This window comes from Streptomyces telluris (genome assembly GCF_024519335.1).
In the GTDB taxonomy this organism is placed as follows: domain Bacteria; phylum Actinomycetota; class Actinomycetes; order Streptomycetales; family Streptomycetaceae; genus Streptomyces; species Streptomyces telluris.
In genome coordinates, this window is sequence record NZ_JANIID010000002.1 from 467,390 (window position 1) to 490,872 (window position 23,483).

At 71.0% G+C, this 23,483-nt stretch carries 21 protein-coding genes and 1 riboswitch; of the genes, 8 read left to right on the forward strand and 13 right to left on the reverse strand.

The window, feature by feature from the left end:
* Positions 1 to 242: 242 nt before the first annotated feature.
* Positions 243 to 893: a TetR/AcrR family transcriptional regulator gene (locus NQU55_RS04135; RefSeq protein ID WP_168096931.1), complete on the reverse strand. Its 651-nt coding sequence runs from the start codon at positions 891 to 893 to the stop codon at positions 243 to 245.
* Positions 894 to 976: 83 nt separating this feature from the next.
* On the opposite strand from NQU55_RS04135, the gene NQU55_RS04140 reads away from it, so the two are divergent.
* Entirely contained in the window at positions 977 to 1,732 is a 756-nt protein-coding gene (locus tag NQU55_RS04140) for an SDR family oxidoreductase (protein ID WP_168096932.1), read from the forward strand.
* Positions 1,733 to 1,807: 75 nt separating this feature from the next.
* On the opposite strand, the gene NQU55_RS04145 is transcribed toward NQU55_RS04140, so the two are convergent.
* Complete coding sequence (locus tag NQU55_RS04145) at positions 1,808 to 2,887, reverse strand: SIS domain-containing protein (RefSeq protein WP_256789738.1); 1,080 nt, start codon at positions 2,885 to 2,887, stop codon at positions 1,808 to 1,810.
* Positions 2,888 to 3,093: 206 nt separating this feature from the next.
* Here NQU55_RS04145 and nagB point away from each other — a divergent pair, with 206 nt between their 5' ends.
* Positions 3,094 to 3,879, forward strand: a complete 786-nt coding sequence (gene nagB, locus NQU55_RS04150) for a glucosamine-6-phosphate deaminase (RefSeq protein WP_168094741.1) — start codon at positions 3,094 to 3,096, stop codon at positions 3,877 to 3,879.
* A 71-nt stretch (positions 3,880 to 3,950) separates the two neighbouring features.
* Here the strand turns inward: nagB and NQU55_RS04155 are convergent, their stop codons facing one another.
* The 4 genes from NQU55_RS04155 to NQU55_RS04170 form a co-directional block, all read right to left on the reverse strand.
* Positions 3,951 to 5,447, reverse strand: a complete 1,497-nt coding sequence (locus NQU55_RS04155) for a glycoside hydrolase family 3 protein (protein ID WP_168094742.1) — start codon at positions 5,445 to 5,447, stop codon at positions 3,951 to 3,953.
* A gap of 14 nt (positions 5,448 to 5,461) precedes the next feature.
* Positions 5,462 to 6,292, reverse strand: a complete 831-nt coding sequence (locus NQU55_RS04160) for a carbohydrate ABC transporter permease (RefSeq protein ID WP_168094743.1) — start codon at positions 6,290 to 6,292, stop codon at positions 5,462 to 5,464.
* On the reverse strand, positions 6,289 to 7,269 hold the full coding sequence (locus tag NQU55_RS04165; RefSeq protein ID WP_168094744.1) for a carbohydrate ABC transporter permease: 981 nt from the start codon (positions 7,267 to 7,269) through the stop codon (positions 6,289 to 6,291). The genes NQU55_RS04160 and NQU55_RS04165 overlap by 4 nt, the downstream gene beginning before the upstream one ends.
* Before the next feature lie 92 nt (positions 7,270 to 7,361).
* On the reverse strand, positions 7,362 to 8,630 hold the full coding sequence (locus NQU55_RS04170) for an extracellular solute-binding protein (RefSeq protein ID WP_168094745.1): 1,269 nt from the start codon (positions 8,628 to 8,630) through the stop codon (positions 7,362 to 7,364).
* Positions 8,631 to 8,871: 241 nt separating this feature from the next.
* Between NQU55_RS04170 and NQU55_RS04175 the strand changes: the two genes are divergently transcribed.
* Entirely contained in the window at positions 8,872 to 9,642 is a 771-nt protein-coding gene (locus NQU55_RS04175; RefSeq protein ID WP_168094746.1) for a GntR family transcriptional regulator, read from the forward strand.
* Between the two features lie 35 nt (positions 9,643 to 9,677).
* Here the strand turns inward: NQU55_RS04175 and NQU55_RS04180 are convergent, their stop codons facing one another.
* From NQU55_RS04180 to NQU55_RS04210, 7 genes are all read right to left on the reverse strand, one after another.
* Positions 9,678 to 11,003: an MFS transporter gene (locus NQU55_RS04180; RefSeq protein ID WP_256789741.1), complete on the reverse strand. Its 1,326-nt coding sequence runs from the start codon at positions 11,001 to 11,003 to the stop codon at positions 9,678 to 9,680.
* Positions 11,004 to 11,037: 34 nt separating this feature from the next.
* Positions 11,038 to 11,580 (reverse strand): glycine-rich domain-containing protein, encoded by a 543-nt coding sequence (locus NQU55_RS04185; RefSeq protein WP_168096697.1) that lies wholly within the window; start codon positions 11,578 to 11,580, stop codon positions 11,038 to 11,040.
* 34 nt (positions 11,581 to 11,614) lie between these two features.
* Entirely contained in the window at positions 11,615 to 12,856 is a 1,242-nt protein-coding gene (locus NQU55_RS04190) for a phenylacetate--CoA ligase family protein (protein WP_168096698.1), read from the reverse strand.
* A gap of 128 nt (positions 12,857 to 12,984) precedes the next feature.
* Entirely contained in the window at positions 12,985 to 13,137 is a 153-nt protein-coding gene (locus tag NQU55_RS04195; RefSeq protein WP_168096699.1) for a hypothetical protein, read from the reverse strand.
* Positions 13,138 to 13,283: 146 nt separating this feature from the next.
* On the reverse strand, positions 13,284 to 14,771 hold the full coding sequence (locus NQU55_RS04200; protein ID WP_168096897.1) for a SulP family inorganic anion transporter: 1,488 nt from the start codon (positions 14,769 to 14,771) through the stop codon (positions 13,284 to 13,286).
* A gap of 35 nt (positions 14,772 to 14,806) precedes the next feature.
* Positions 14,807 to 15,424, reverse strand: coding sequence for a carbonic anhydrase (locus NQU55_RS04205; RefSeq protein ID WP_256789743.1), 618 nt, complete (start codon positions 15,422 to 15,424; stop codon positions 14,807 to 14,809).
* 669 nt (positions 15,425 to 16,093) lie between these two features.
* Positions 16,094 to 16,996, reverse strand: a complete 903-nt coding sequence (locus NQU55_RS04210) for a Gfo/Idh/MocA family protein (RefSeq protein WP_168095353.1) — start codon at positions 16,994 to 16,996, stop codon at positions 16,094 to 16,096.
* 160 nt (positions 16,997 to 17,156) lie between these two features.
* Here NQU55_RS04210 and NQU55_RS04215 point away from each other — a divergent pair, with 160 nt between their 5' ends.
* The 5 genes from NQU55_RS04215 to NQU55_RS04235 all read left to right on the forward strand — a co-directional run bounded on the left by NQU55_RS04215 (position 17,157) and on the right by NQU55_RS04235 (position 23,406).
* Positions 17,157 to 17,414, forward strand: a complete 258-nt coding sequence (locus NQU55_RS04215; protein WP_058046183.1) for a DUF3311 domain-containing protein — start codon at positions 17,157 to 17,159, stop codon at positions 17,412 to 17,414.
* On the forward strand, positions 17,411 to 19,045 hold the full coding sequence (gene mctP, locus NQU55_RS04220) for a monocarboxylate uptake permease MctP (RefSeq protein ID WP_168095354.1): 1,635 nt from the start codon (positions 17,411 to 17,413) through the stop codon (positions 19,043 to 19,045). The genes NQU55_RS04215 and mctP overlap by 4 nt, the downstream gene beginning before the upstream one ends.
* 228 nt (positions 19,046 to 19,273) lie before the next feature.
* Positions 19,274 to 19,374: riboswitch (adenosylcobalamin-variant (AdoCbl-variant) riboswitch) on the forward strand.
* 172 nt (positions 19,375 to 19,546) lie between these two features.
* Entirely contained in the window at positions 19,547 to 21,934 is a 2,388-nt protein-coding gene (locus NQU55_RS04225) for a ribonucleoside-diphosphate reductase subunit alpha (protein ID WP_168095355.1), read from the forward strand.
* The gene (locus tag NQU55_RS04230) at positions 21,934 to 22,950 is read left to right on the forward strand and encodes a ribonucleotide-diphosphate reductase subunit beta (RefSeq protein WP_256789746.1); all 1,017 of its coding nucleotides are present in this window, start codon (positions 21,934 to 21,936) and stop codon (positions 22,948 to 22,950) included. Before NQU55_RS04225 ends, NQU55_RS04230 begins: the two co-directional genes overlap by 1 nt.
* A 90-nt stretch (positions 22,951 to 23,040) precedes the next feature.
* Entirely contained in the window at positions 23,041 to 23,406 is a 366-nt protein-coding gene (locus NQU55_RS04235; protein WP_256789748.1) for a YciI family protein, read from the forward strand.
* Positions 23,407 to 23,483: the final 77 nt, after the last annotated feature.

Below are 23,483 nucleotides of genomic sequence, written 5' to 3' on the forward strand. Positions count from 1 at the left end.
GGATACCCGGGGAAACCCGGGCGGGAGAAACCATGGACACGGAAGAATGGTCTAGTCCACAATGAGCGGGCAAAAGCTTCCGCCCTCCCCGCACAGGAGGACGGAGCGAGGCCCGGCGCTCTCTGCCCTGATCGCGCCACGGCCTCCAGTCGGCCCACTCCGGCCGCGGGGTCCGCACGCCCCGCGCCCCGGCGGGCCGATACGGCTCCGGGCTGCGGTGCCGGCCGGGTCGAGGGTCCCGGTCAGGCGCCGCGGCCCGAAGTGACCTCTCCGGGGCCCGTCTCCCCCGCGCACTCCCGCGGCCACGCCCGCATCGCGACGCCGGCGACCGCCTCCAGGGTGGCGCGGTCCGCGCCGTCCCGCGCCTGCTGCGACATGCCCTGCAGGACGGCACCCGTATAGACGGCGAGGTGGTGCGCGTCGGTGTCCGCCGGCAGGACTCCCGCGGCGACATCGGCGGCGATGCGGCTCTCGATGAACGCGATGCCCTTGTTGCGCCGCTCCTGGAGCGCCGCGACCACCTCGGCGGACTGCTCGGTGCAGTTCGTGGCGGCACTGATGATCATGCAGCCGCGCGGCAGGCCGGGAAGGGTGTGGGCCGTCGCGGCCTCGTGCAGGAGGCGGCCCGCCGCACTGCGGGCGGTCGGCGCCTCGGCCAGGATCTTCGCCGTGAAGACGCCGTAGTTGCGCACGTAGGCCTCGATCGCCTCCTCGAACAGGCTGCGCTTGTCGCCGAACGCCGCGTAGAGGCTGGGCGCCTTGATGTCCATGGCGCGGGTGAGGTCGGAGATGGACACGGCCTCGTAGCCGCGCTCCCAGAAGGCCTTCATCGCCTGCTCCAGGGCCGTCTCACGGTCGAAGGACCGAGGCCTGCCCCGCTGTTTGGTCGCCATGGCTCCCATTCTATAGCGCTCGCTAAAAAACCTGTGCTACGTTCTTTCTGTAGCACTCACTAAAGAAAGAGGGGGGCGCGGCCATGGGCACGCTCACGGGCAGGACGGCACTGGTCACGGGTGGCAGCCGGGGCATCGGGCGGGGCATCTCGGAGCGACTGGCCAGGGAAGGAGCCCGCGTCGCCGTGCACTACGGGCGGGATGTCGCTTCTGCCGAGCAGACGGTCAAGGCGATCGAGGAGGCGGGCGGCGAGGCCTTCGCGATCCGGGCGGAGCTGGGGGTGCCCGGGGACGCCGAGGCCCTGTGGGCCGCTTTCGACGAGCGGGCGGACGGCCTGGACATCCTGGTGAACAACGCGGGCACCGACGGCGCGCGCGTGCCGATCGGCGAGGTGACCGAGGAGGGCTTCGACCAGGTCTTCGCCGTCAATACGAAGGCGCCGTTCTTCATCACCCGCCTCGGCCTGGACCGCCTGCGCGACGGCGGGCGCATCGTCAACGTCTCCACGGGGCTGACCCACGGCGCGGCGATGCCCCAGCTGATCGCCTACATCATGACGAAGGGCGCGGTGGACGCCTTCACCTCGGTGCTGGCCAAGCAGCTGGGTGAGCGCGGCATCACGGTCAACGCCGTGGCGCCGGGCGTGATCGACACCGACATGAACGCCGCCTGGCTGAACAGCGGCGCGGAGGTGCGGGCGGGCGTCGCCGCCCTGTCTCCCTTCAACCGGGTGGGCGAGGCGCGCGATGTCGCCGACATCGTGGCCTTCCTCGCCTCGGACGACAGCCGGTGGGTGACGGGGCAGTGGATAGACGCCACGGGCGGCGCGCTGCTCTGACGCACGGCGCGGCCATGACCCCTTCCGGGCGGCGGCCGCGGGACGGGGGTCCGCGGCCGCCGGGGCGGTGTCCCGTCAGCGGGTCTCGGTGACCTTGGCGAGGGCCCGGGGTGCGTCCGGGTCCTGGCCGCGGGCGACGGTGATCTCGTAGGCCAGCATCTGCAGCGGCAGGATCTCCAGGACGGGCTGCAGCTCCTCGGGCACGCCGGCCGTGGGGAGGGCGAATCCGGTCGTCGCCCGGGCCACCTCCGCCTCGGTGCCGACGATCATGAGGTCCGCGCCCCGGCCGCGCAGCCGTTCGAGCACCGGCTGCAGGGCCGCGCCGCCGCGGCCCTCGGTGACGATGGCGATGACGGGCGAGATGTTGTCGACCATGGCGAGCGGGCCGTGCAGCAGATCGGCGCCCGAGTAGGACAGGGCGGGGATGTAGCTGGTCTCCATCAGCTTCAGCGCCGCCTCCTTGGCGGTCGGGTAGCCGTAGCCGCGGGAGGTGAGGACCATCCGCTCGGCGAAGCGGTAGCGGGCGGCGAGCTGCCTGACCTCGGCGCCGCGGTCGAGGATGAGCCGGGCGAGGTCCGGCAGCGCGGCGGCCGCGGCCGTGCCGTCTCCCCCGCCGGGGCGCAGTCCCTGGACGAAGAGGTAGAGGGTCAGCAGGGAGGCGGTGTAGGTCTTGGTGGCGGGCAGGGCGCGCTCGGGGCCGGCCAGGATGCCGATGTGGTGCTCGGAGACGGCGGCGAGCGGGGAGTCGGCGTTGTTGGTCACCGCGAGGGTGACCGCCCCGGCCTCGCGGGCGGCCTTGGTGGAGGCGACGAGGTCCGGGGAGCCGCCGGACTGGCTGACGGTCACGGCGAGCACGTCCGTCAGATCGGGCCGGGCGCCGTAGGTCGTGATGGTCGACATCGAGGTCAGACCGCAGGGCTTCCCGAGCTGCACTTCGAGGAGGTACTTGGCGTAGAGGGCGGCGTTGTCGGAGGTGCCGCGGGCGGTGAGGAGCACGAAGCGCGGCCGGCGAGCGGCGATGAGCCGGGCGGTTTCGGCGATGAGGGGGGCGCCCTCGTCGAGGATGCGGCGCAGGACGGTCGGCTGCTCCGCCATCTCGCCGGACATGATCCCGCCCGGCTGCTCGCTGTGGTGGGCGGGGGTCGGGGCGCTCATGTCCGGTTACCTCCCGGGCGGGGGCTGCGGGGTCGCGGTCCGGCGGCCCGCCGCGCGGCGCCGGGGCCCTCTCAGTCGACCACGGGGCGGGCCGCACCCGCCAGCCGGAAGCGGGCCCGGAGAGGCTCCCCCTTGCGGATCCCTCTGTTAGATTGGTCTATACCACACACGATCCGCTCCACTCTTTAAGATCGGCAGGCCCCAGCGTGGAAGTTGTCATCGTCCCGGACGCCAAGGCAGGCGGCGAACTCATCGCGGAGGCCATGGCCGCCCTCCTGCGCCGCAAGCCCGACGCCCTGCTCGGCGTGGCCACCGGCTCGACGCCGCTGCCCGTGTACGAGGCCCTGTCCGCCAAGGTCCGCTCCGGTGCGGTGGACGCCTCGCGCGCCCGTGTCTGCCAGCTCGACGAGTACGTCGGCCTGCCCGCCGACCACCCCGAGTCCTACCGCTCGGTGGTGCTGCGCGAGGTCGTCGAGCCGCTCGGCCTGACCGAGGCGTCCTTCATGGGCCCCGACGGCACCGCCGAGGACGTCCAGGCCGCCTGCGAGGAGTACGACCGCGCGCTGCCCGCGGCCGGCGGGGTGGACCTCCAGCTGCTGGGCATCGGCACCGACGGGCACATCGGCTTCAACGAGCCGTGCTCCTCCCTGGCCTCCCGCACCCGGATCAAGACGCTGACCGAGCAGACCCGCGTCGACAACGCGCGCTTCTTCGACGGCGACATCGACCAGGTGCCCCACCACGTCATCACCCAGGGCATCGGCACCATCCTGGAGGCCCGCCACCTGGTGCTGCTGGCCACCGGCGAGGGCAAGGCGGACGCCGTGGCGGCGTCCGTCGAGGGCCCGGTCTCGGCGCTGGTCCCGGCCTCGGCCCTGCAGCTCCACCCCCACGCGACGGTCGTCGTCGACGAGGCGGCCGCGTCCAAGCTGAAGCTGGCGGACTACTTCCGCGCCACGTTCGCGGCGAAGCCGGCCTGGCAGGGGCTGTAGCCGTACGTCCGGAACATGCCGGAGGGGAGCAGGCGGCGCCTGCTCCCCTCCGGCATGTTCCGGACCGGCCGTCAGCCTCCGGCCCCCGCGATGACCTCCGCGGCGGCGGCGCCGCACACACGCGCCGCCCCGTGCGTGGCGATGTGCAGACCGCCGCGCACGGGGGCCTCGTTCAGGCCCATCTCCACCACGACCGTGTCCGGCCGCGCCGCGAGCAGCGCGTCCAGGGCCTCGGCCATCCACCCGTGCCGGTGCGCGTCCCGTACGACGGCGACGATCCGCCGTCCGCCCGCGGCCTCCAGCACGTCGCAGGCGCGGGCCGCGTCGTGGCCGTAGGTGCCGGTCTCCGTGCCGGGCAGCAGCCGGGCCAGTTCGGCGCCGACGCCCCAGGGGGTCTCGTCACCGACGGCGATGTTCGCCAGCGGGGTGAAGGCGGCCACGTAGGCGGGCCCGGCGAGGGGCTCGTGCGCGGGCGAGGCGGTCACCCGCAGGGCGCGCCGCGCCGCGGTCAGCCCCACCTCGGGGGCAGGCGCGTTCCCCTCCTCGGCCGCACCCGCCCCCGAGGTCCAGCGCGCCAGGGCGCGCACCCGTGCCGCGGCGTCGGCGAGCCGCTCCTCCTGCAGCTCGCCGGCGCGTACGGCCGCGACCAGCGCGTCGCGCAGCCGCAGCACGGTGTCCTCGTCGGCCAGTCCGCCGCCCACGCAGATGGCGTCGGCTCCCGCGGCGATGGCCAGCACGCTTCCCCGCTCGATCCCGTGGGTGCCGGCGATGGCCCGCATCTCCATGCCGTCGGTGACGATCAGGCCGTCGAAGCCGAGGCCCCCGTCGGCGACGGGCGCGCGCAGCAGCCCGTGCAGGGCGGCGGGGCTGAGGGTCGCCGGCAGGTCGGCGTCGAGCGCGGGCAGCAGGATGTGCGCGCTCATGACGGCCTTGGTGCCGGCGGCGACCGCGGCGTGGAAGGGCACCAGTTCGCGCGCCCGCAGCGTGGCGAGGTCCGCGTCGATGCGCGGCATGTCGTGGTGGGAGTCGACGGCCGTGTCGCCGTGCCCGGGGAAGTGCTTGGTGCAGGCGGCGACGCCCGCGGACTGCAGGCCCTCGACGTAGGCGGCGGTGTGCCGGGCGACGAGCTGCGGGTCGGCGCCGAAGGACCGGACGCCGATGACCGGGTTGTCCGGGTCGGAGTTGACGTCGGCGGACGGCGCCCAGTTGAGGTTGACGCCGCACGCGGCGAGCCGCCGGCCCAGCTCCCGGGCCACGGCCCGGGTCAGCGCGGTGTCGTCGACGGCGCCGAGGGCGAGGTTGCCGGGGAAGGAGGAGCCGGTGCGCACCTCCAGCCGGGTGACGTCGCCGCCCTCCTCGTCGATCGCGACGAGCACGTCGCCGCACTCGGCGCGCAGCTGCGCGGTGAGCTTGGAGAGCTGCTCGGGCGAGGTGATGTTGCGGCCGAAGAGACCGACGGAGGCGAGCCCTTCGCCGAGCCGGCGCAGCAGCCACGCCGGGGCGGCGGTGCCGGTGAAGCCGGGCTGCAGGACGGTGAGGGCGTTGCGCGTGAGCGTGTCCGTGTCCATGAAGTAGTGGGCCCCTAACCCTTCACTGCGCCGGAGGTGAGGCCGCCGACGGCCTTGCGCTGGAGGATGACGAAGAGGATCAGGATGGGCACGGCGAAGAGCGAGGAGGCGGCCATGGTGGCGCCCCAGTCGTCGCCGAACGCCGTGCGGAATCCGGTGAGCCACACGGGAAGGGTCTGGGCCGAGGCGTCCTTGTTGAGGATCAGGACGTAAGGGAACTCGTTCCAGACGGTGATGAAGCCGAAGAGCGAGGTGGCCATCAGGCCCGGCGCCAGCAGCGGGAAGATCACCTTGATGAACGCCTGGGTGCGGGTGCAGCCGTCGACCATCGCGGACTCCTCCAGCTCCTTGGGCACGGCGGCGACGTAGCCGCGCAGCGTCAGGACGGTGAAGGGGAGCACCATGACGGTGTAGATGGCGATCAGCGGCACGAGGCTGTTCAGCATCTCCGCGTCCCGCACGATGATGTAGTACGCGAGGGCCATGACCTCCCAGGGGGCCATCTGGGCCATCATCATCACCAGGATGAAGCTCTTGCGCCCCTTGAACCGCATCCGCGCGACGGCGAACGAGGCGAGCAGGGCGATCACCAGCGACAGGGCGACGGCGACGAGGGTGACGGTGAAGGAGTTGCGCACCAGCGTCCAGAAGCCGTCCGCCTGCACCGCCCGCTCGAAGTGCTCGAAGGTGGGGCTGGCCGGGAACCAGACGGGGTCCTCGCTGACGATGTCCTTGTTGGCCTTGAAGGCCGTGCTGAACATCCAGTAGACGGGGAACACGAACGCGAGGAAGAGAACGACCGCGGTCGCTCCCGGCCAGATCCGGCCCAGGGTCGATCGCCTCACAGCTCGTCCTCCTCTTGCTTGAGCACCAGGCGCAGGTAGTACGCGGTCAGGGCCAGCAGGATCACGATGGTCAGGATGGAGATGGCGGCGCCCACCCCGAAGTGCTGGCTGCCGAAGCCCTCCTGGAAGGCGTAGACGGGCAGGGTCTCCGTGAGCCGGTCCGGCCCGCCCTCGTTGATCGCGAACACCTGGGTGAACGACTTGAAGATCCAGATGACTTCGAGGAACGTCGTGGCCAGGAAGAAGGGCTTGAGGAAGGGGAAGGTCACCGAGGTGAACTGCTTCCGGGCGTTCGCGCCGTCCAGCGCGGCCGCCTCGTAGAGCTCCTTGGGGATCGTGGTCGTCGCCGCGTAGAGGTTGATGGCCACGAAGGGCACCGACTGCCACACGATCAGCACGGTGATCACGAAGAAGGTGGAGAACTGCCCGCTGGTCCAGCTGTAGCCGGCCATGGAGTGCCAGCCGAGCTTGTCCAGCACGTGGTTGACGACGCCGAAGCGCTGGTCGAACAGCCACTGGAAGACGGTGGTCGCCGCCACGACGGGCATGGCCCAGGCGAGGACGAGGCCGAGCGAGAGCAGCAGCCGCAGGGCGGTGCCGAGGCGGGCGAGGAGCAGGCCGATGAAGCAGCCCAGCGCCATGATGAGGACGACGTTGGCGAGGGTGAAGACCACCGAGCGCCCGGTGACGCCCCAGAACTCGGAACTTCCGAGCTGCTCGGCGTAGTTGTCGGTGCCGGTCCACTCGGTGAGGTGCTGGATCAGCTGGCGCGGGCCGAGGTTCTGGAACGACAGCAGGCCGTTCTTCAGCAGCGTCCAGCCGAGCAGCAGCACCGTGACGGCGGCGGCGGGGAGGATCAGCAGATACGGCGCGCCCCGGACGAGCCGGCCGGGTCCGCGGCGGGGAGGCGGGGCGGCGCCCTTGCCGGTCCGGGAGGCGGGCCCGGTGGCCGCCGCCTCTTCGATCTGCGCTGACATCGTCGTCCGCCTTCTCCCCTGTCGAACGGTATTGCTTTGGTGCGCGGCCGGGTAGGGGGCCGTCGTTCACGACCCCCTGCCCGGCCGTCGGGTCACTGCTTCTGGCTGAGGCGCTTGTTGATGTCCGCCTCGACCTGCTTGGCGGCGTCCTCGGGGGACTTGCCGTTGAGCACGGCCGTCATGTACGCCTTGATCGGGTTCGGGGCGTTCTCCACCGCGGCCCACTCGGGGATCAGCGGGGTGGTGCCGCCGCCCTTGGCGGCCGGGGCCGCGGCCTCGGCGGCCGGGTTGCCCTTCACCTGCGCCAGCAGGGACTCCTTGTTGGGGATCGAGCCGACCTCCTTGGCCAGCGCACCCTCGTTCTTGTCGGACAGTGCGATCTTCAGGAACTCCTTGGCGAGCTCCTGCTTCTTGCTGCCCGCGGTCACGGCGAGGTTGGAGCCGCCGAGGAAGACGCCCTCGGGCTTGTCGGCCGTCTCACCGGGGATGGTGAAGTAGCCGAGGTCCTTCTCGATGGCGGGGTTGGCCTTGATGGCGGTGCCCGCCTCCCAGCCCATGCCGATGAAGGCGCCGGTCTTGCCCTTGGCGAAGATGTCGGCCTGCTGCGGGGTGGCCTCGTCCTTGTCCTTGGGGGCCTTGCTGAAGGCCTGGTACTGCTTGTAGATCTCCATGGCCTTGGCGACCTTGGGGTCGGCGAGGTTGGACACCCACTTCTTGCCGTCCTTCTTCACCAGGTCCGCGCCGGTGCCGATGGTCAGGCCGTCGAAGAAGTACCAGTTCTGGCCGGGCAGGTAGAGCGGCTCGGCCTCGCCCTTCTTCTGGATGGCCTCCAGGGCCTTGAAGAAGTCCGCACGGGTCCTGGGGACCTCGGTGACGCCCGCGTCGGCCCAGACCTTCTTGTTGTAGATGACGACGCGGTTCGCGGCGTACCACGGCGCGGCGTACTGCTTGCCCTCGAAGACCGCGGGCTTGTTGAGGGACTCGGACCAGTCGGCGCCGATCTCCTTCTTCAGGTCCGCGAGGTCGGCGAGGCCGCCGGTCTGCGCGTAGGAGGGGGTCTGGGTGTTGCCGACCTCGACCACGTCCGGCGGGTTGGACTCGGAGAGGGCCGTGGTCAGCTTCTGCTGGATGCCGTCCCACTTCTGGACCTGGACGTCCAGCTTGGCACCGGTCTTCTGTTCGAACTCGGCCTGGACGGACTTGGTCCAGCCCGGCGGGTTCGAGCCGTCCATGAACCAGACGGTCAGGCTCTTGGCCTTGCCCCCGTCGCCCGATCCCTTGTCGCCGTCGCCGGACCCACAGGCGGCAACACTCACCAACATGGCCGCGACACCCGTCGCCGCTATGAGCCCTCGCTTCACAGCACTCTCCTCAAGGACCGAATGTGGTCTTTAATGGTTTAGACCAGTGCCCGCAGCTTGGCCTAGACCTTTTGGGGTGTCAAGGGTGTATAAGAGTCGCTGTCGGCTCCGTTACCGGACCGACACCTCGAGGTCGACCTGGGCGTCTCCGGGCCCCTCGGGCTCTGCCCGTGCCACCATGTGACCGCGACAGACGGAGGAGCCGGTGACAGCAGCAGGATCGGAGTCGGGAAGGCGGACGATGGCGACCGACGGTGGTACGGCCGAGGGCGGCAGCGCGCCGGGCGGCGCGCGGACCGCGCGCGTTCCCAAGTACTACCGCCTCAAACGCCATTTGCTGGACATGACCGAAACCATGCCCCCCGGCACCCCCGTGCCGCCGGAGCGGACCCTGGCCGCGGAGTTCGACACCTCCCGCACGACCGTCCGCCAGGCGCTCCAGGAACTGGTCGTGGAGGGCCGGCTGGAGCGCATCCAGGGCAAGGGGACGTTCGTCGCGAAGCCCAAGGTCTCGCAGGCGCTGCAACTGACCTCTTATACAGAGGACATGCGCGCCCAGGGCCTGGAGCCGGCCTCCCAGCTCCTGGACATCGGCTACGTCACCGCCGACGACCGGCTCTCCAAGCTGCTGGACATCGCGACGGGCGGCCGCGTCCTGCGCATCGAGCGGCTGCGGCTCGCCAGCGGCGAGCCGATGGCGATCGAGACGACCCACCTGTCGGCCAAGCGGTTCCCGGCGCTGCGGCGCAGCCTCGTGAAGTACACCTCGCTGTACACCGCCCTCGCCGAGGTCTACGACGTCCGGCTCGCCGAAGCGGAGGAGACCATCGAGACGTCCCTGGCCACGCCGCGCGAGGCGGGCCTGCTCGGCACGGACGTGGGCCTGCCGATGCTGATGCTCTCCCGCCACTCCCTGGACGCCCAGGGGGAACCGGTGGAGTGGGTCAGGTCGGTCTACCGCGGCGACCGGTACAAGTTCGTTGCGCGGTTGCGGAGGCCGGTGGAGGAGTAGACGGCCCCGGCAGGCCCTGGCTGGGGGTCCGGGGGTTATCCCCCGGTGCGGCGCAGCGTGGCCCGACTGCGGAGGCCGGCGGAGGAGTAGGCGACCACCGGCACGATGGCCAGGGCCAGCAGGCCGCCGCCGGCCGCGAGGGCCGGGTAGCCGCTGCCGGCGACGACCAGGCCCGAGGTCGTCCCGCCGGTGGAGCCCGCGATGGCGATGGCGACGTCGACGAGGCCCTGGGTCGAGGCGCGCGTGGCGAGCGGCACCGCTTCGGTGATCATGGTGGTGCCGCTGACCAGGCCGAAGTTCCAGCCGAGGCCCAGCAGGACGAGCGCCGCGGCGAGGGTCGCGCCCTGGTGCGGCGGGGCGAGGGCGGCGAGCAGCCCGGCCAGGAGCAGGGTGACGCCGGCGGCCGCGGCGATCCGCGGTGCGCCGAAGCGGTCGACGAGCCTGCCGGTGAGCGGGGAGGGCAGGAACATCGCCGCCACGTGGAGGGCGATGACCAGGCCGGTGGCCTGGGTGCCGTGCCCGTGGGCGCTCATGTGGACGGGCGTCATCGTCATGATGCCGATCATCACGAGCTGGCTGAGGACCATCACCGCCGTCCCCGTGGCCACCCCGCGCACGTGGGCCCGCTCCCCCGCCGCACCGTCCCCCGCACCGGCCGGCCCGTCCGCACCGCCCTCGGCGGCCCGTTCGGCGGCCTCCGCCGCGGCCAGTTCGCGGGCGCGCAGCAGCGGGTCGGGCCGCAGGAAGGCGCCCATGACGACCGCGGCCGCCGCGTAGGCGACGACGGCCAGGAGGAACGGCCCGGCGAGCCGGGGAATGCCCCAGGCGTGGGCGACGTCCCCGGTGACGGTCACCAGGTTGGGGCCGAGGACCGCGCCGAACGTGGTGGCCAGGAGCACGGTGCTCACCGCGCCGGCCCGGCGCGCGGGCGGCGCGAGGTCGGCCCCCGCGTACCGGGCGAGCAGGTTGACGGCCGTGCCCGCCCCGTAGACGAAGAGGGAGAGGAACAGCAGCGGCACCGTGTCCAGGGCGGCCGCCACCACGACCCCGAGGCTGCCGAGGGCGGCGGTCGCGTGGCCGAGGGTGAGGCCGGGCCGGCGGCCCCAGCGCTCGCTGAGGCGGCCGATGACCATGGCGCCGAGCGCCGCGCCGGCGGTGAACAGCCCGCTGGGCACGCCGGCGAGGCCGGTCGAGCCCAGCATGTCCTCCGCGAGCAGCGCGCCGACGGTGATCCCGGCGGCGAGGCCGGCTCCGCTGAGGACCTGGGAGATCACCAGGACGGTCATGATCCGCTTCTGTTCGGGGCCGGTGGCGCTCCCCGGGGTGCCGTGCGTGGCCGGTGCGGCGGGCCGAGCGCCCATGGCTTCCTCTCCCTGAGTGTCGGTGGACGGCGTGCTACGCCGCCTGCATCGGCTCCAGCGCGGCTATCTCCTCCAGCGGCATGTCCAGCTGCCGGTGCAGGAAGCGCACGATCGTCCAGTGGGGCAGCGCGCCCTCGTCGAACGGGCCGAACTCCGCGACGTACAGCGGGATCCAGCGCAGCGCCTCCTCGATGACCTGCTCGCGGCCGGGCTCCTGCTGGTAGTCCTCGTAGGCGATGCTGCGGTGGTGGATGAAGAAACGTCCCGGCAGACGCTCCTCGCACAGCTCCCGGTACTCGCGCGTCTGCAGGATGAGGTAGTGCCAGATCTCGTCGATCTCCTGCTCGACCGGCAGGAAGAGGCCGCTGAGCCGCTCGCGGTGGGCGGAGACCAGGTAGAGGTAGCGCAGGGCCTCCAGCACCTGGCGCTCGACGTAGTCGGGCGCCCCGCCCGTGCTGCCGGTGAAGTACCGCACCACTTCGGCGTGCAGCTGCTCGCCGAGGAGCGCCTTGAGGTCGTCGGCGGAGACCTTCGGGGGCGTGTTCGGAGGCGTGTTCGGCTGCGGAGTAGTGGCCATGATGGGGTTCGTCCCGTTCCCGTAGTCCTGATGGTCAGAGGTCGCGTGCGAGCCAGGCGTACTTGCCGGACTTCCCGATGGGGATGTGCTCCCGGTGCTCCAGGGCGCACGGCAGCCCCGTCAGCTCGCGGACGCCGCGCTCCAGGGCGGCGCTCTGCGCCTGCCCGAGCGGATCGCCGTCGAAGGTCGTGTACAGCAGGCGGGCCGTCGTGCCGCCGTCCTCCACGCGCAGCTGGTGCAGGAAGATCCCGGGCGCGGCGGCGCTGATGCGCTCGTCGAGGTCTCCCTGGGCCACGGGCCCGTCCGGGGCGGCGAGCAGTTCCTTCTCCCGGCCGCAAAAACTGGAGATCTTGGTGGGGTCCGGCGTGCCGTCGAGGGTGCGCGCGCAGTCGCCGGAGCGGTAGCGGATCAGCGGCATGTACGGATTGCGGACGCTGGAAACGATGAGGCTGTAGAGCGTGCTGCCGGGGGCGACCGGGATCAGCTCGACGCTCATCTTGTCGAGGTACGGCCGGTAGCGGCCGTGGCGGTCGCTGTAGTAGAGGTAGCCGAGCTCGGTGCTGCCGAAGAGGTCGATGACCGGGCAGTCGAAGTGCTCGTGCAGGTACCGCCGGACGTTGGCCGGGGTGTATTCGTAGGCGTGGATGATGCTGTCGGGCCGCGGGAAGTCCTCCCACAGGCCCCACGCCCGGGCCTTGTGCACCAGATGCGCCAGGTGGTAGCCGGAGCAGTCCAGGTGGTAGCGGCCCTCGGGGTGCTCCCGGCGGGCCGTCTCGATCTCCCCGAGCATCCGCTCGACGTCCTCGCGCGTCCACAGCGCGGGGTCGAGCCGGAGGTTGAGGTAGAGCGTCCGCTCGTCGAGCCGCCGGTCGTCCAGGTCCGGGACGGGGCTCGGCTCGGCCCCGCGCTTCCTGGCGTTGACCCGTGCCACGTGCTCGGTCGCCAGCACCGTGGTCAGCGAGACCCTGCGGCAGCCCTGCTCCCAGGTGCCGGAGATGTCGGGGTGCTCGCTCCACAGCCGGTAGTAGGAGTTCAGCAGGAAGTAGGGGGGCCGGATGATCTGCATCCGGGCGTGGTTGGTGCCCGTGGAGAGGACGAACTCGGCCTCGCCCGCCTCAAGTGCCTTCTCCAGGGCGGGAGTCATCCAGTTGTCCGGGAAGCCGTCGGCTATCTCGGGTTTTTCGAGCACGGGGAAGTGACCCCGCTCGATCGACGCGCGGTAGATCGGTATGTCCCTGATCTGCTCGACGACGCCGGCCGTCGGCTGCCCATCCATGTGCCACCCCGGGAGTGTTCGGAGAACGGAAGGCCCCGTCGGCGCTGACGGGGCCGGTACGCACGGAGTGGACCGCGCACACACGGTGGCCACGGTCCACTCCGCTCGCTTCGGTCAGTCTCCGGTCGTCAGGAGATACAACCCGTCTTGGGCGCGGCGCTGATGCAGCCGGCCTTGGGGGCGGCGCTGATGCAGCCGTCCTTCGCGGCCTGGGCCGAGTTGGCGGCCACCCAGCCGCGCCAGACGTTCTCCTGCGCCATCTTCTTGATGAGCTTTTCCATAACGCACCTCCGATAAGTGAGGAATTGCGGCGATGACAGTGCATTTGCGCCGCCGCAACAGACCGTAAAGCGTTGGCCAAGCCAGTGTCAACGGTTCACCAAGTGACGCGCACTCACTTGGCCGTTGCACGGCCGTGGTTGGCCGGTTACACCGCAGCCTTCTCCGGCTCCGGATGCCGCATCAGCACCGGTTCGGTGCCGGGGGCGTTGTGCCGGGCCGCCCAGCCCTCCAGGGCCGTCCGGCAGGCGTGGTCCAGATGGCGCACGCCGGACAGGTCGATCTCGATGGGCCGGTCCTGCGGGAGGGCCTCCAGCGTCTCCAGGATCCGGGGCAGCCGCAGGAAGGTGGCGTTCCCCACCACCGTCGCGACCATCCGGCCGTCGGTGAGCTCGCGGACGTCGAGCTGGACCTTCGAGGTGTCCCACGCCGTCTTCACCACGGCCAGCAGGATGCCGAGCACCACGCCCTCGAACATGCTGGTCGTCACGATGGCGACGGCGGTCACGCCGAGGACGACGACCTCGCCGCGGTGCTCGCGCCACAGCGGGGCGAGCTCCTTCACCGGAATCAGCTTGCAGCCGGCGTGGACCAGCACACCCGCCAGGGCCGCCAGCGGGATGACGCCGATGGCCTGCGGCAGCAGCACGACGAAGAGCAGCAGCCACGCGCCGTGCAGGATGCGGGAGAGCGCCGTCTTCGCACCCGCCTGGACGTTGGCGGAGCTGCGGACGATCACCGCGGTCATCGGCAGGGCGCCGAGCACGCCGCACACCGCATTGCCCACGCCCTGGGCCAGCAGCTCCTTGTCGTAGTGCGTGCGCGGCCCGTCGTGCATGCGGTCGACCGCGGCCGCGCTGAACAGCGTTTCCGCCGAGGCGATCAGCGTGAACGCGATGACGGTGCCGAGGACCGCGACGCCGCCCAGCGACGTCAGGTCGTTCAGCCCGGGGGGCTGGATGGCGTCGGCGAGCCCGCGCACCTCGACATTGGCGACGTCCAGGCCGCCCAGCACCGTCACGGCCGTGGCCAGGGCGACCGCCGCCAGCGGCGCCGGCACCAGCTGCGCCTTGGCGGGCAGCTTCTTCCACACGACGAGCACGGCGATGGTCCCCGCGCCGACCGCGAAGGCGGTCAGGGCGGCGCTGTCCGTGAAGATGTCGACGGCCAGGCCGGGGATCCCGGCGATCTTGTCCAGTCCGGAGCGCGGCTGTTTGACGCCGGCCATCGTGTACAACTGCCCGAAGATCAGGACGAGTCCGATGCCGGCGAGCATGCCGTGCACGACGGAGACGGAGATCGCCCGGAACCAGCGGCCGAACTTCAGCAGTCCGAGGACGAGTTGCAGCACGCCGGTGGCCAGCACGATGGCGCCGAGCATGCCCAGGCCGAATTCCCGGACGGCCTCGAAGACGAGCACGGTCAGCCCGGCCGCGGGGCCGCTGACCTGGAACGTGCTGCCGGGCAGGGCACCGACGACGAGACCGCCGACGATGCCGGTGATCAGGCCGAGCTCGGCCGGAACCCCGGAGGCCACGGCCACGCCGACGCACAACGGCAGGGCCACGAGGAAGACGACGAGCGAAGCGAGCGCGTCCTGACGCAGGACGGCGGGCTGCTTGAGGGCGGAAAACATGGGTGAGGGTCCCTTGGAGGTCACGTGAGGACGGGTCACAGGGGTCCGAACGACACCGGGTCGCTCTCGGGGAGGTGGACTTCGACCGCGCCGGTGTGCACCTCGTAGTACCAGGCGTGCAACCCCAACGTGCCTTGCTCGATGCGTTCTTGGACGCACGGGTACGAGCGGAGCGTCTCCAGCTGGGCGACGGAGTGCCGCTGCACGGCCTCCGCCATGTCGTGGGTGAAGGTTTCGACCGCCCGGGCCGGGGCGTCGGCGGGGACGGCCCGCTCGAGCCAGCCCTGGACGGCGGGAACGGACGAGAGGTCGTCGCCGCGGACGAAGGCGGTGACGGCACCGCAGTGGGAGTGCCCGCACACGATGATGTCGCGGACGCCCAGCACGCGCACCGCGTATTCGATCGTGGCGCTCTCGCCGGAGGGGATGTCACTGCGGTATTCCGGGACGATGTTCCCGGCGGTACGGAGCTCGAAGAGCTCCCCGGGGGACGCCCCGGTGAACAGCGCGGGCACGACACGGGAGTCGGAGCACGTGATGAACAGCGTCTCGGGCGACTGGCCCGCTTCGAGCGCGCGGAAACTCTCGGCACGCTCCGGATCGGCCACGTGCGTGGCGGCGAAGGAACGCGCGTTGTCGATGAGGGACTTCATGATGGCCTGCCTCCTGCGCTCTGCGGCATGACGCCGGGCGCGGTGTGGTCGGGTCGGGTCGGGCATGACGAGCATGCGAGCGGCATGGCGGCGCCACAGCCTCGGGGCATGGCGCCGGCCGTCTGCAGCCAATTGTGCACGACTGCAGAGACCAACACTTTACCTGTGTATTACCTCCTCGTGAAAGAGAAATTTTTCGTCAAAAAACGGACGCAGAAGGCCACTTGACGCTTGATTGGTACAGTCCCGAACTATTCGATTCCCCCAGAGATTTTGGAGGAATTGATTCCGTCTCAGCTGCAACCATGGACCCCACCAGCTGCGTCTTCATTGCGAGATCCGGAGGAACGCATTACCCGTGCATTACACACGTATTCGCTATCCGGGCGGCGATACAGGGGGGCGCATGCATCACACACCGGGGCAATGGGTGGCCGCGCGGAACGAGTTGTCATGATCGCGCTAATCGTGCGGAGCCCGCCGCCCGCGAGGCCCCTTCGCCGCCCCCCTCCGGGCGGCGAGGCATCCGCCCGCACGGCCCGCGCGGGCGGATGGTGAACAGTGGGTTAACGGCAGGTGAATGACCGTCAGATAGGGGTGACATCCAGCCACTTCAGCACCGGCCGTTTCATGCGCCCGCCCGCCCCGCGGGGTTCCGCCGTCAGCCGCTCAGGCGTTGCGGAAGCGCGCCGCCCAGCAGGCCGCCGTGATGACGTCGTCCACGAGGACGGCCTCCGCCACCGGGCAGGCCGGCGGGCGCCCCTCCCGCACCGCCGCCGCGAAGTCGGCGATCAGCGGTACATGCGGGTCGGGTGCGAGCTCCGCGTCCAGCGGGTCCAGCGACAGGAAGCGGCCCCCGGCGGTGACGTCGAGGCGGTCCCGCTCTGCGCCGCCGATCCAGGCGAAGCGGCACTCGGCAGACGTGCCCGACGCCCAGCCCAGGGAGACGTGCGCGCGCCGCTCGGCCCCGGCGGCGAACCTGCGGCCGAAGCGCGCGCCCACGCGCACGGGCGGGCCCAGGACCGACAGCAGCAGATCCAGGCGGTGGCTGCCCGCGTCGGCGAGCACACCGCCGCCGGCCACGGCCGGATCGGTGCGCCAGTGCGCCGGGTCCTCCGGCGCCGGGTCGAAGGGGGCGCAGAAGGTGATCTGCACGCGCGCGGGCTCCCGCGCCGTCAGCGCCTCGCGCAACTGCCGTGCGGCCGGGCCCAGTCTGCGGTGGTAGGCCACGCCCGCGCACAGCCCCGCCCGGGCCGCCTCCGCCGCCAGGGCGCCCCCGCCGCCGAGCGCGCCCGCCAGGGGCTTCTCGACCAGGACGTGGCAGCCGGCGCGCAGCGCGTGGAGCGCGAGGGGCACGTGCGCCGCGACGGGCGTGGCCACGTAGACCGCGTCGGCGGCCGTGAGCCGGCCGAGGTCGTCGCCGCCCGCGGGCACCCCGTGCTCCGCGGCCGTACGGGCGGCGCGCGCCGGATCCCGCCCCCAGACGTACGCCGTCTCCTCGCCCAGGCCGCGCAGGGCCGGCAGTACCTGACGCCGCACGACGTCGCCGCAGCCGGCGACCGCCCACCTCAAGTCCCCTCCATGTCCATCAACTCACCATAAACGGAACGCCTTTTCAACAGGCCCGATGTCGTTGTCATACCGATATGCGGACAGGGGGTGACGCCCAACGGGGCCCTCCCCTAGATTTCCTGCGCATCACGCAGTGATCACACAGGGGGGAGTCACCACCATGACGGAACCACCGGAGGGCGGCAGGAGGGCGGTCGTCACCCTGCCCCTGGCCGTGGCGGGACTGTGTCTGGCCGTGCCGTTCGTCGCGATGCTGTGGGTCGACTCCTACGCCAGGACCGCGCCCGCCTTCATCGGCATCCCTTTCTTCTACTGGTACCAGATGCTGTGGGTGCCCGTGTCGACCCTGCTCACCGTCGTCGCCTACGTGCTCGTGCGGCGCCAGGAGCGGGCCCGCAAGGCGGGTGAGCGGCGATGAAGGACGGCGTGAACGGCGTGGCGCTCGCCGTCTTCATCTTCTTCTTCCTCGCCGTGACGGTCATGGGCTTCATGGCCTCGAAGTGGCGGCGCGCGGGGACCCCCGAAGAAATGGCCAACCTCGACGAGTGGGGGCTGGGCGGCCGGTCCTTCGGCACCTGGGTCACCTGGTTCCTGCTCGGCGGCGACCTCTATACCGCGTACACCTTCGTGGCCGTCCCGGCGGCGATCTATGCGGGCGGTGCGGCCGGCTTCTTCGCGGTGCCGTACACGATCCTCTGCTACCCCCTGGTCTTCACCTTCCTGCCCCGCCTGTGGTCGGTCTCCCACAAGCACGGCTACGTGACGTCGTCGGACTTCGTCCGCGGCCGCTTCGGCTCGAAGGGCCTCTCGCTCGCCCTCGCGCTCACCGGCATCCTCGCGACGATGCCGTACATCGCGCTGCAGCTCGTCGGCATACAGGCGGTCCTGGACGTGCTGGGCGTGGGCGGCGGCTCGAACTGGTTCATGAAGGACCTGCCGCTGCTGATCGCCTTCGGTGTCCTCGCGGCCTACACCTACTCCTCCGGGCTGCGGGCGCCCGCGCTGATCGCCTTCGTCAAGGACACGCTGATCTACATCGTGATCATCGTGGCGATCATCTACATCCCCATCAAGCTGGGCGGTTTCGACCACATCTTCAGCAAGGCGGGCGAAGCGTTCGCGGTCAAGAACCCGGAGACCGGCAAGCCGCGCGGCTCCCTGGTGAGCGGTCCGGACGCGCAGTGGGCCTACGCGACGCTCGCGCTCGGCTCGGCGATGGCGCTCTTCCTCTATCCCCACTCGGTGACCGCGGTTCTCTCCAGCAAAGGCCGCAACGTCATCCGCCGCAATACGACGATCCTGCCGCTGTACTCCCTGATGCTCGGCCTGCTCGCGATGCTCGGCTTCATGGCCATCGCCGCGGGGATCAAGGTGAAGAACGGGCAGCTCGCGATCCCCCAGCTGTTCGAGGACATGTTCCCGGACTGGTTCACGGGCGTGGCCTTCGCCGCCATCGGCATCGGCGCCCTGGTCCCGGCCGCGATCATGTCGATCGCCGCGGCGAACCTTTTCACCCGCAACATCTACAAGGACTTCATCCGGCCGGACGCCTCGCCCGGGCACGAGGCGAAGGTCTCCAAGCTCGCCTCGCTGCTGGTGAAGGTCGGCGCCCTCGTCTTCGTCCTCACCATGGACAAGACCGTCGCCATCAACTTCCAGCTGCTCGGTGGCATCTGGATCCTGCAGACGGTCCCCGCGCTCGTGGGCGGGCTCTTCACCCGCTGGTTCCACCGCTGGGCCCTGCTGGCCGGCTGGGCCGCGGGCATGGGCTACGGCACCTGGAAGGCGTACGACACGCCGAGCGCGACGCAGGATCATTTCGGGAATACCAACCTCATCCCCCTTATCGGAGAAAAGGGCTATATCGGGCTCACCGCCTTCGTGCTCAATGTGATCGTCGTCATCGTCCTGACCTTCGCCCTGAAGGCGCTGCGCGTGCCGGACGGCACGGACGAGACCTCGGCGGCGGACTACACGGCGGACGCCGGCGACCCCGGGGTCCGCAGCGAGCTCCCGCCGGCCACCGCAGGGGCCCCTGGAGGGCATTAGAGCGACCCCCGGCGGAGCCCTCGCCCCGCGGAGCCGACCGGGCCGCCACGCCCCCCTGGAGGGGGCGTGGCGGCCCTTCGCCGCACCCCGCGCCCGACCCCCCTTCCGACCTGCGAACCCACCCTCAACACCGGGGCCTGATAACACATTCCGACCTATGCGCTTACCGCGCGACACAACATGTGGGGGCGCGTACGAGGGGCGGCACTAGATGTATGCTCGTCCTCGCTGTCGTCGCAGGGGAATCCGGTGAAAATCCGGAACTGTCCCGCAACGGTGCATGTATGCCGTTAAGCCGCGCATGCAGGAGTCCGAGTACCTGCCGGCAGCACGCCCTCCACCGAGCCTGCCCTGGGCTCGGCTATGGGCGTTGAATTCGTCCGGGCCTCGCGGGTTGGGCCGGCGGACGCCTACGAGGCATGCCCTGGTCCATCAGGCGCGCCCGTACGCGACCGTCGTGCTCTCCCGCCGGCCCACCCAGCCGAGCGAGGGAGAGCCTCAGTGACCATCGCGCCCGCCGATCCGGTCTCAGCGGAAGAAGCGACCGGCGGCCCCGGGACCGCGCTGCTGCGCACCCTGACCGACCTCACCGCCGACCTTCCTGCCACCGACCCCGGCAAGGTCGCCGCCGCCGCACTGCGGGGCCGGAGCGCGAACTCGGACGAGGCCGAGCTGCGCTCCCTCGCCACCGAGGCCGCCGCCGGGCTGATCGCCGAGGAGCCCGAGTACTCCAAGCTCGCCGCCCGGCTGCTCACCCGCGCGATCGCCGAGGAGGCCGCCGGCCAGGGCGCCACGTCCTTCTCCGCCTCGGTCGCCGTCGGCCACCGCGAGGGCCTGATCGCGGACGACACCGCCGCCTTCGTGGCCACCCACGCCGCGCGCCTGGACGAGCTGGTCGACGAGGCCCTCCTCGGCGGCGCCGACGACCGCTTCGGCTACTTCGGCCTGCGCACCCTGCACAGCCGCTACCTGCTGCGCCACCCGATCACCCGCAACGTGATCGAGACCCCGCAGCACTTCCTGCTGCGCGTGGCCTGCGGCCTGGCCGAGGACCACTCCGAGCGCGCCGTCGCCGACGTCGCCGAGCTGTACGGCCTGACGAGCACCCTGTCGTACCTGCCGTCCTCCCCCACGCTCTTCAACTCGGGCACCCGCCACCCGCAGATGTCGTCCTGCTACCTGCTGGACTCCCCGCTGGACGAGCTGGACTCGATCTACGACCGCTACCACCAGGTGGCGCGCCTGTCGAAGCACGCCGGCGGCATCGGCCTGTCGTACAGCCGCATCCGCTCGCGCGGCTCGCTGATCCGCGGCACCAACGGCCACTCCAACGGCATCGTGCCGTTCCTGCGCACCCTCGACGCCTCCGTCGCCGCCGTCAACCAGGGCGGCCGCCGCAAGGGCGCGGCCTGCGTCTACCTGGAGACCTGGCACGCCGACATCGAGGAGTTCCTGGAGCTCCGCGACAACACCGGTGAGGAGGCCCGCCGCACCCACAACCTCAACATCGCGCACTGGATCCCGGACGAGTTCATGCGCCGCGTCGAGGCCGACGCCGAGTGGTCGCTGTTCTCCCCGGCCGACACGCCCGACCTGGTCGACCTCTACGGCGACGAGTTCGACGCCGCGTACCGCAAGTACGAGGCCGAGGGCAAGGCCGTCAAGCAGATCCCGGCCCGCGTGCTCTACGCCCGCATGATGCGCACCCTCGCGCAGACCGGCAACGGCTGGATGACGTTCAAGGACGCCGCCAACCGCACCGCCAACCAGACGGCCGAGAAGGGCGCGGTCGTCCACTCCTCGAACCTCTGCACCGAGATCCTCGAGGTCACGGACGACGGCGAGACCGCGGTCTGCAACCTGGGCTCCGTCAACCTCGCGCAGCACCTCGGTGCCGACGGCGAGATGGACTGGGAGAAGCTCGACCGCACGGTCCGCACGGCCGTCACGTTCCTCGACCGCGTCGTGGACATCAACTTCTACCCGACCGAGCAGGCCGGCAGCTCCAACAGCCGCTGGCGCCCGGTGGGCCTGGGCCTGATGGGCCTGCAGGACGTCTTCTTCCGCCTGCGCATGCCCTTCGACTCGCCCGAGGCCAAGGAGCTGTCCACCCGCATCTCCGAGCGCATCATGCTCGCGGCGTACGAGGCCTCCGCCGACCTCGCCGAGCGGCACGGCCCGCACCCGGCCTGGTCCGCGACCCGCACCGCCCGCGGCGTGCTGCACCCGGACCACTACCCCAACGCCGTCGCCGCCTGGGCGGACCGCTGGGAGGCGCTGCGCGCCCGCATCGGCGAGGTCGGCATGCGCAACTCGCTGCTGCTCGCCATCGCCCCGACGGCCACCATCGCCTCCATCGCCGGCGTGTACGAGTGCATCGAGCCGCAGGTCTCCAACCTCTTCAAGCGCGAGACGCTCTCCGGTGAGTTCCTGCAGGTCAACACCTACCTGGTGGAGGACCTCAAGAAGCTCGGCGTGTGGGACCGCGCCACCCGCGAGGCGATGACCGAGGCCAACGGCTCGATCCAGGAGATGCGCTGGATCCCGCAGGAGGTGCGCGACCTCTACCGCACCGCCTGGGAGATCCCGCAGCGCGCCCTGATCGACATGGCCGCGTCCCGTACGCCGTACCTGGACCAGAGCCAGTCGCTGAACCTCTTCATGGCCTCGCCCACCATCGGCAAGCTCAGCTCGATGTACGCGTACGCCTGGAAGCAGGGCATCAAGACGACGTACTACCTGCGCTCGCGCCCGGCGACCCGGATCGCCCGCGCCGCGTCCGGCGGTGCCGCCGCGCCCGCCACCATCCCCGTGCAGCAGGCCGCGCCCGACGCGGACGCCATCGCCTGCTCCCTTGAGAACCCCGAGTCCTGCGAGGCTTGCCAGTAATGTCGACCGAACGCCAGAAGAACCTGCTCGACCCCGGCTTCGAGCTGACGCTGCGCCCCATGCGGTACCCGGACTTCTACGACCGCTACCGCGACGCGATCAAGAACACCTGGACCGTCGAGGAGGTCGACCTCCACTCGGACGTCGCCGACCTCGCCAAGCTCTCGCCGGGCGAGCAGCACATGATCGGCCGCCTGGTCGCGTTCTTCGCGACCGGTGACTCGATCGTGGCCAACAACCTGGTCCTGACGCTGTACAAGCACATCAACTCCCCCGAGGCGCGGCTGTACCTGTCGCGGCAGCTCTTCGAGGAGGCCGTGCACGTCCAGTTCTATCTGACGCTGCTGGACACCTACCTGCCCGACCCGGAGGAGCGCGCCGCCGCGTTCGCCGCGGTGGAGAACATCCCCTCCATCCGCGACAAGGCGCAGTTCTGCTTCAAGTGGATCAACGAGGTCGAGAAGCTGGACCGGCTGGAGACGAAGGCCGACCGCCGCCGCTTCCTGCTCAACCTGATCTGCTTCGCCGCGTGCATCGAGGGCCTGTTCTTCTACGGCGCCTTCGCCTACGTGTACTGGTTCCGCAGCCGCGGCCTGCTGCACGGCCTGGCGACCGGCACCAACTGGGTCTTCCGCGACGAGACCATGCACATGAACTTCGCGTTCGAGGTCGTGGACACCGTCCGCCAGGAGGAGCCCGAGCTCTTCGACGACGAGCTCCAGCAGCAGGTCACCGACATGCTGAAGGAGGCCGTCGAGGCGGAGCTGCAGTTCGGCCGCGACCTGTGCGGCGAGGGCCTGCCGGGCATGAACACCGAGTCCATGCGCGAGTACCTCCAGTGCGTCGCCGACCAGCGCCTGCAGCGCCTGGGCTTCCAGCCGGTCTTCGGCTCGGAGAACCCGTTCTCCTTCATGGAGCTGCAGAACGTCCAGGAGCTGACCAACTTCTTCGAGCGCCGTGCCTCCGCGTACCAGATGGCGGTCGAGGGCTCGGTCGGCTTCGACGAGGAGTTCTGAGCCGGGCGGCTTAATTCTTCTCGCAGCCTGCATCGCGTGTCTCCCGTCCGGGAATCCCAGTGCGGATCCGGACACGACGGGAGGCACGCGATGCCGCGTTTCATGATGATCGTCAAGGCGAGCGACGAGTCCGAGGCCGGGGTGATGCCGACCAGGGAGATGCTCGCCGAGATGGGTGCGTACAACGATCGGCTGGCCGCGGCCGGGGCGATGCTCGCGGGCGAGGGGCTGCACCCCACTTCCGAGGGGGCGCGGGTGACGTACTCGGACGGTCCGCCCGTCGTGACGGAGGGCCCCTTCGCGGGGGACGCTCAGGGCCTGGTCGCCGGGTTCTGGTTGATCAAGGCCGACTCGATGGACGAGGCCCTGGAGTGGGCCCGGCGCATCCCCTTCCGGGAGGGCGAGGTCGAGGTGCGCCCGGTCTTCGAGGCCTCCGACTTCCCCGACGGCTCGTAGAACGCGTGTGGCGGGCGCCCCCCCCCGGGGGGGGCCCCCCCACCGGCGTCGGGCGCGGCGGCTGTCGTTGGGGGCGG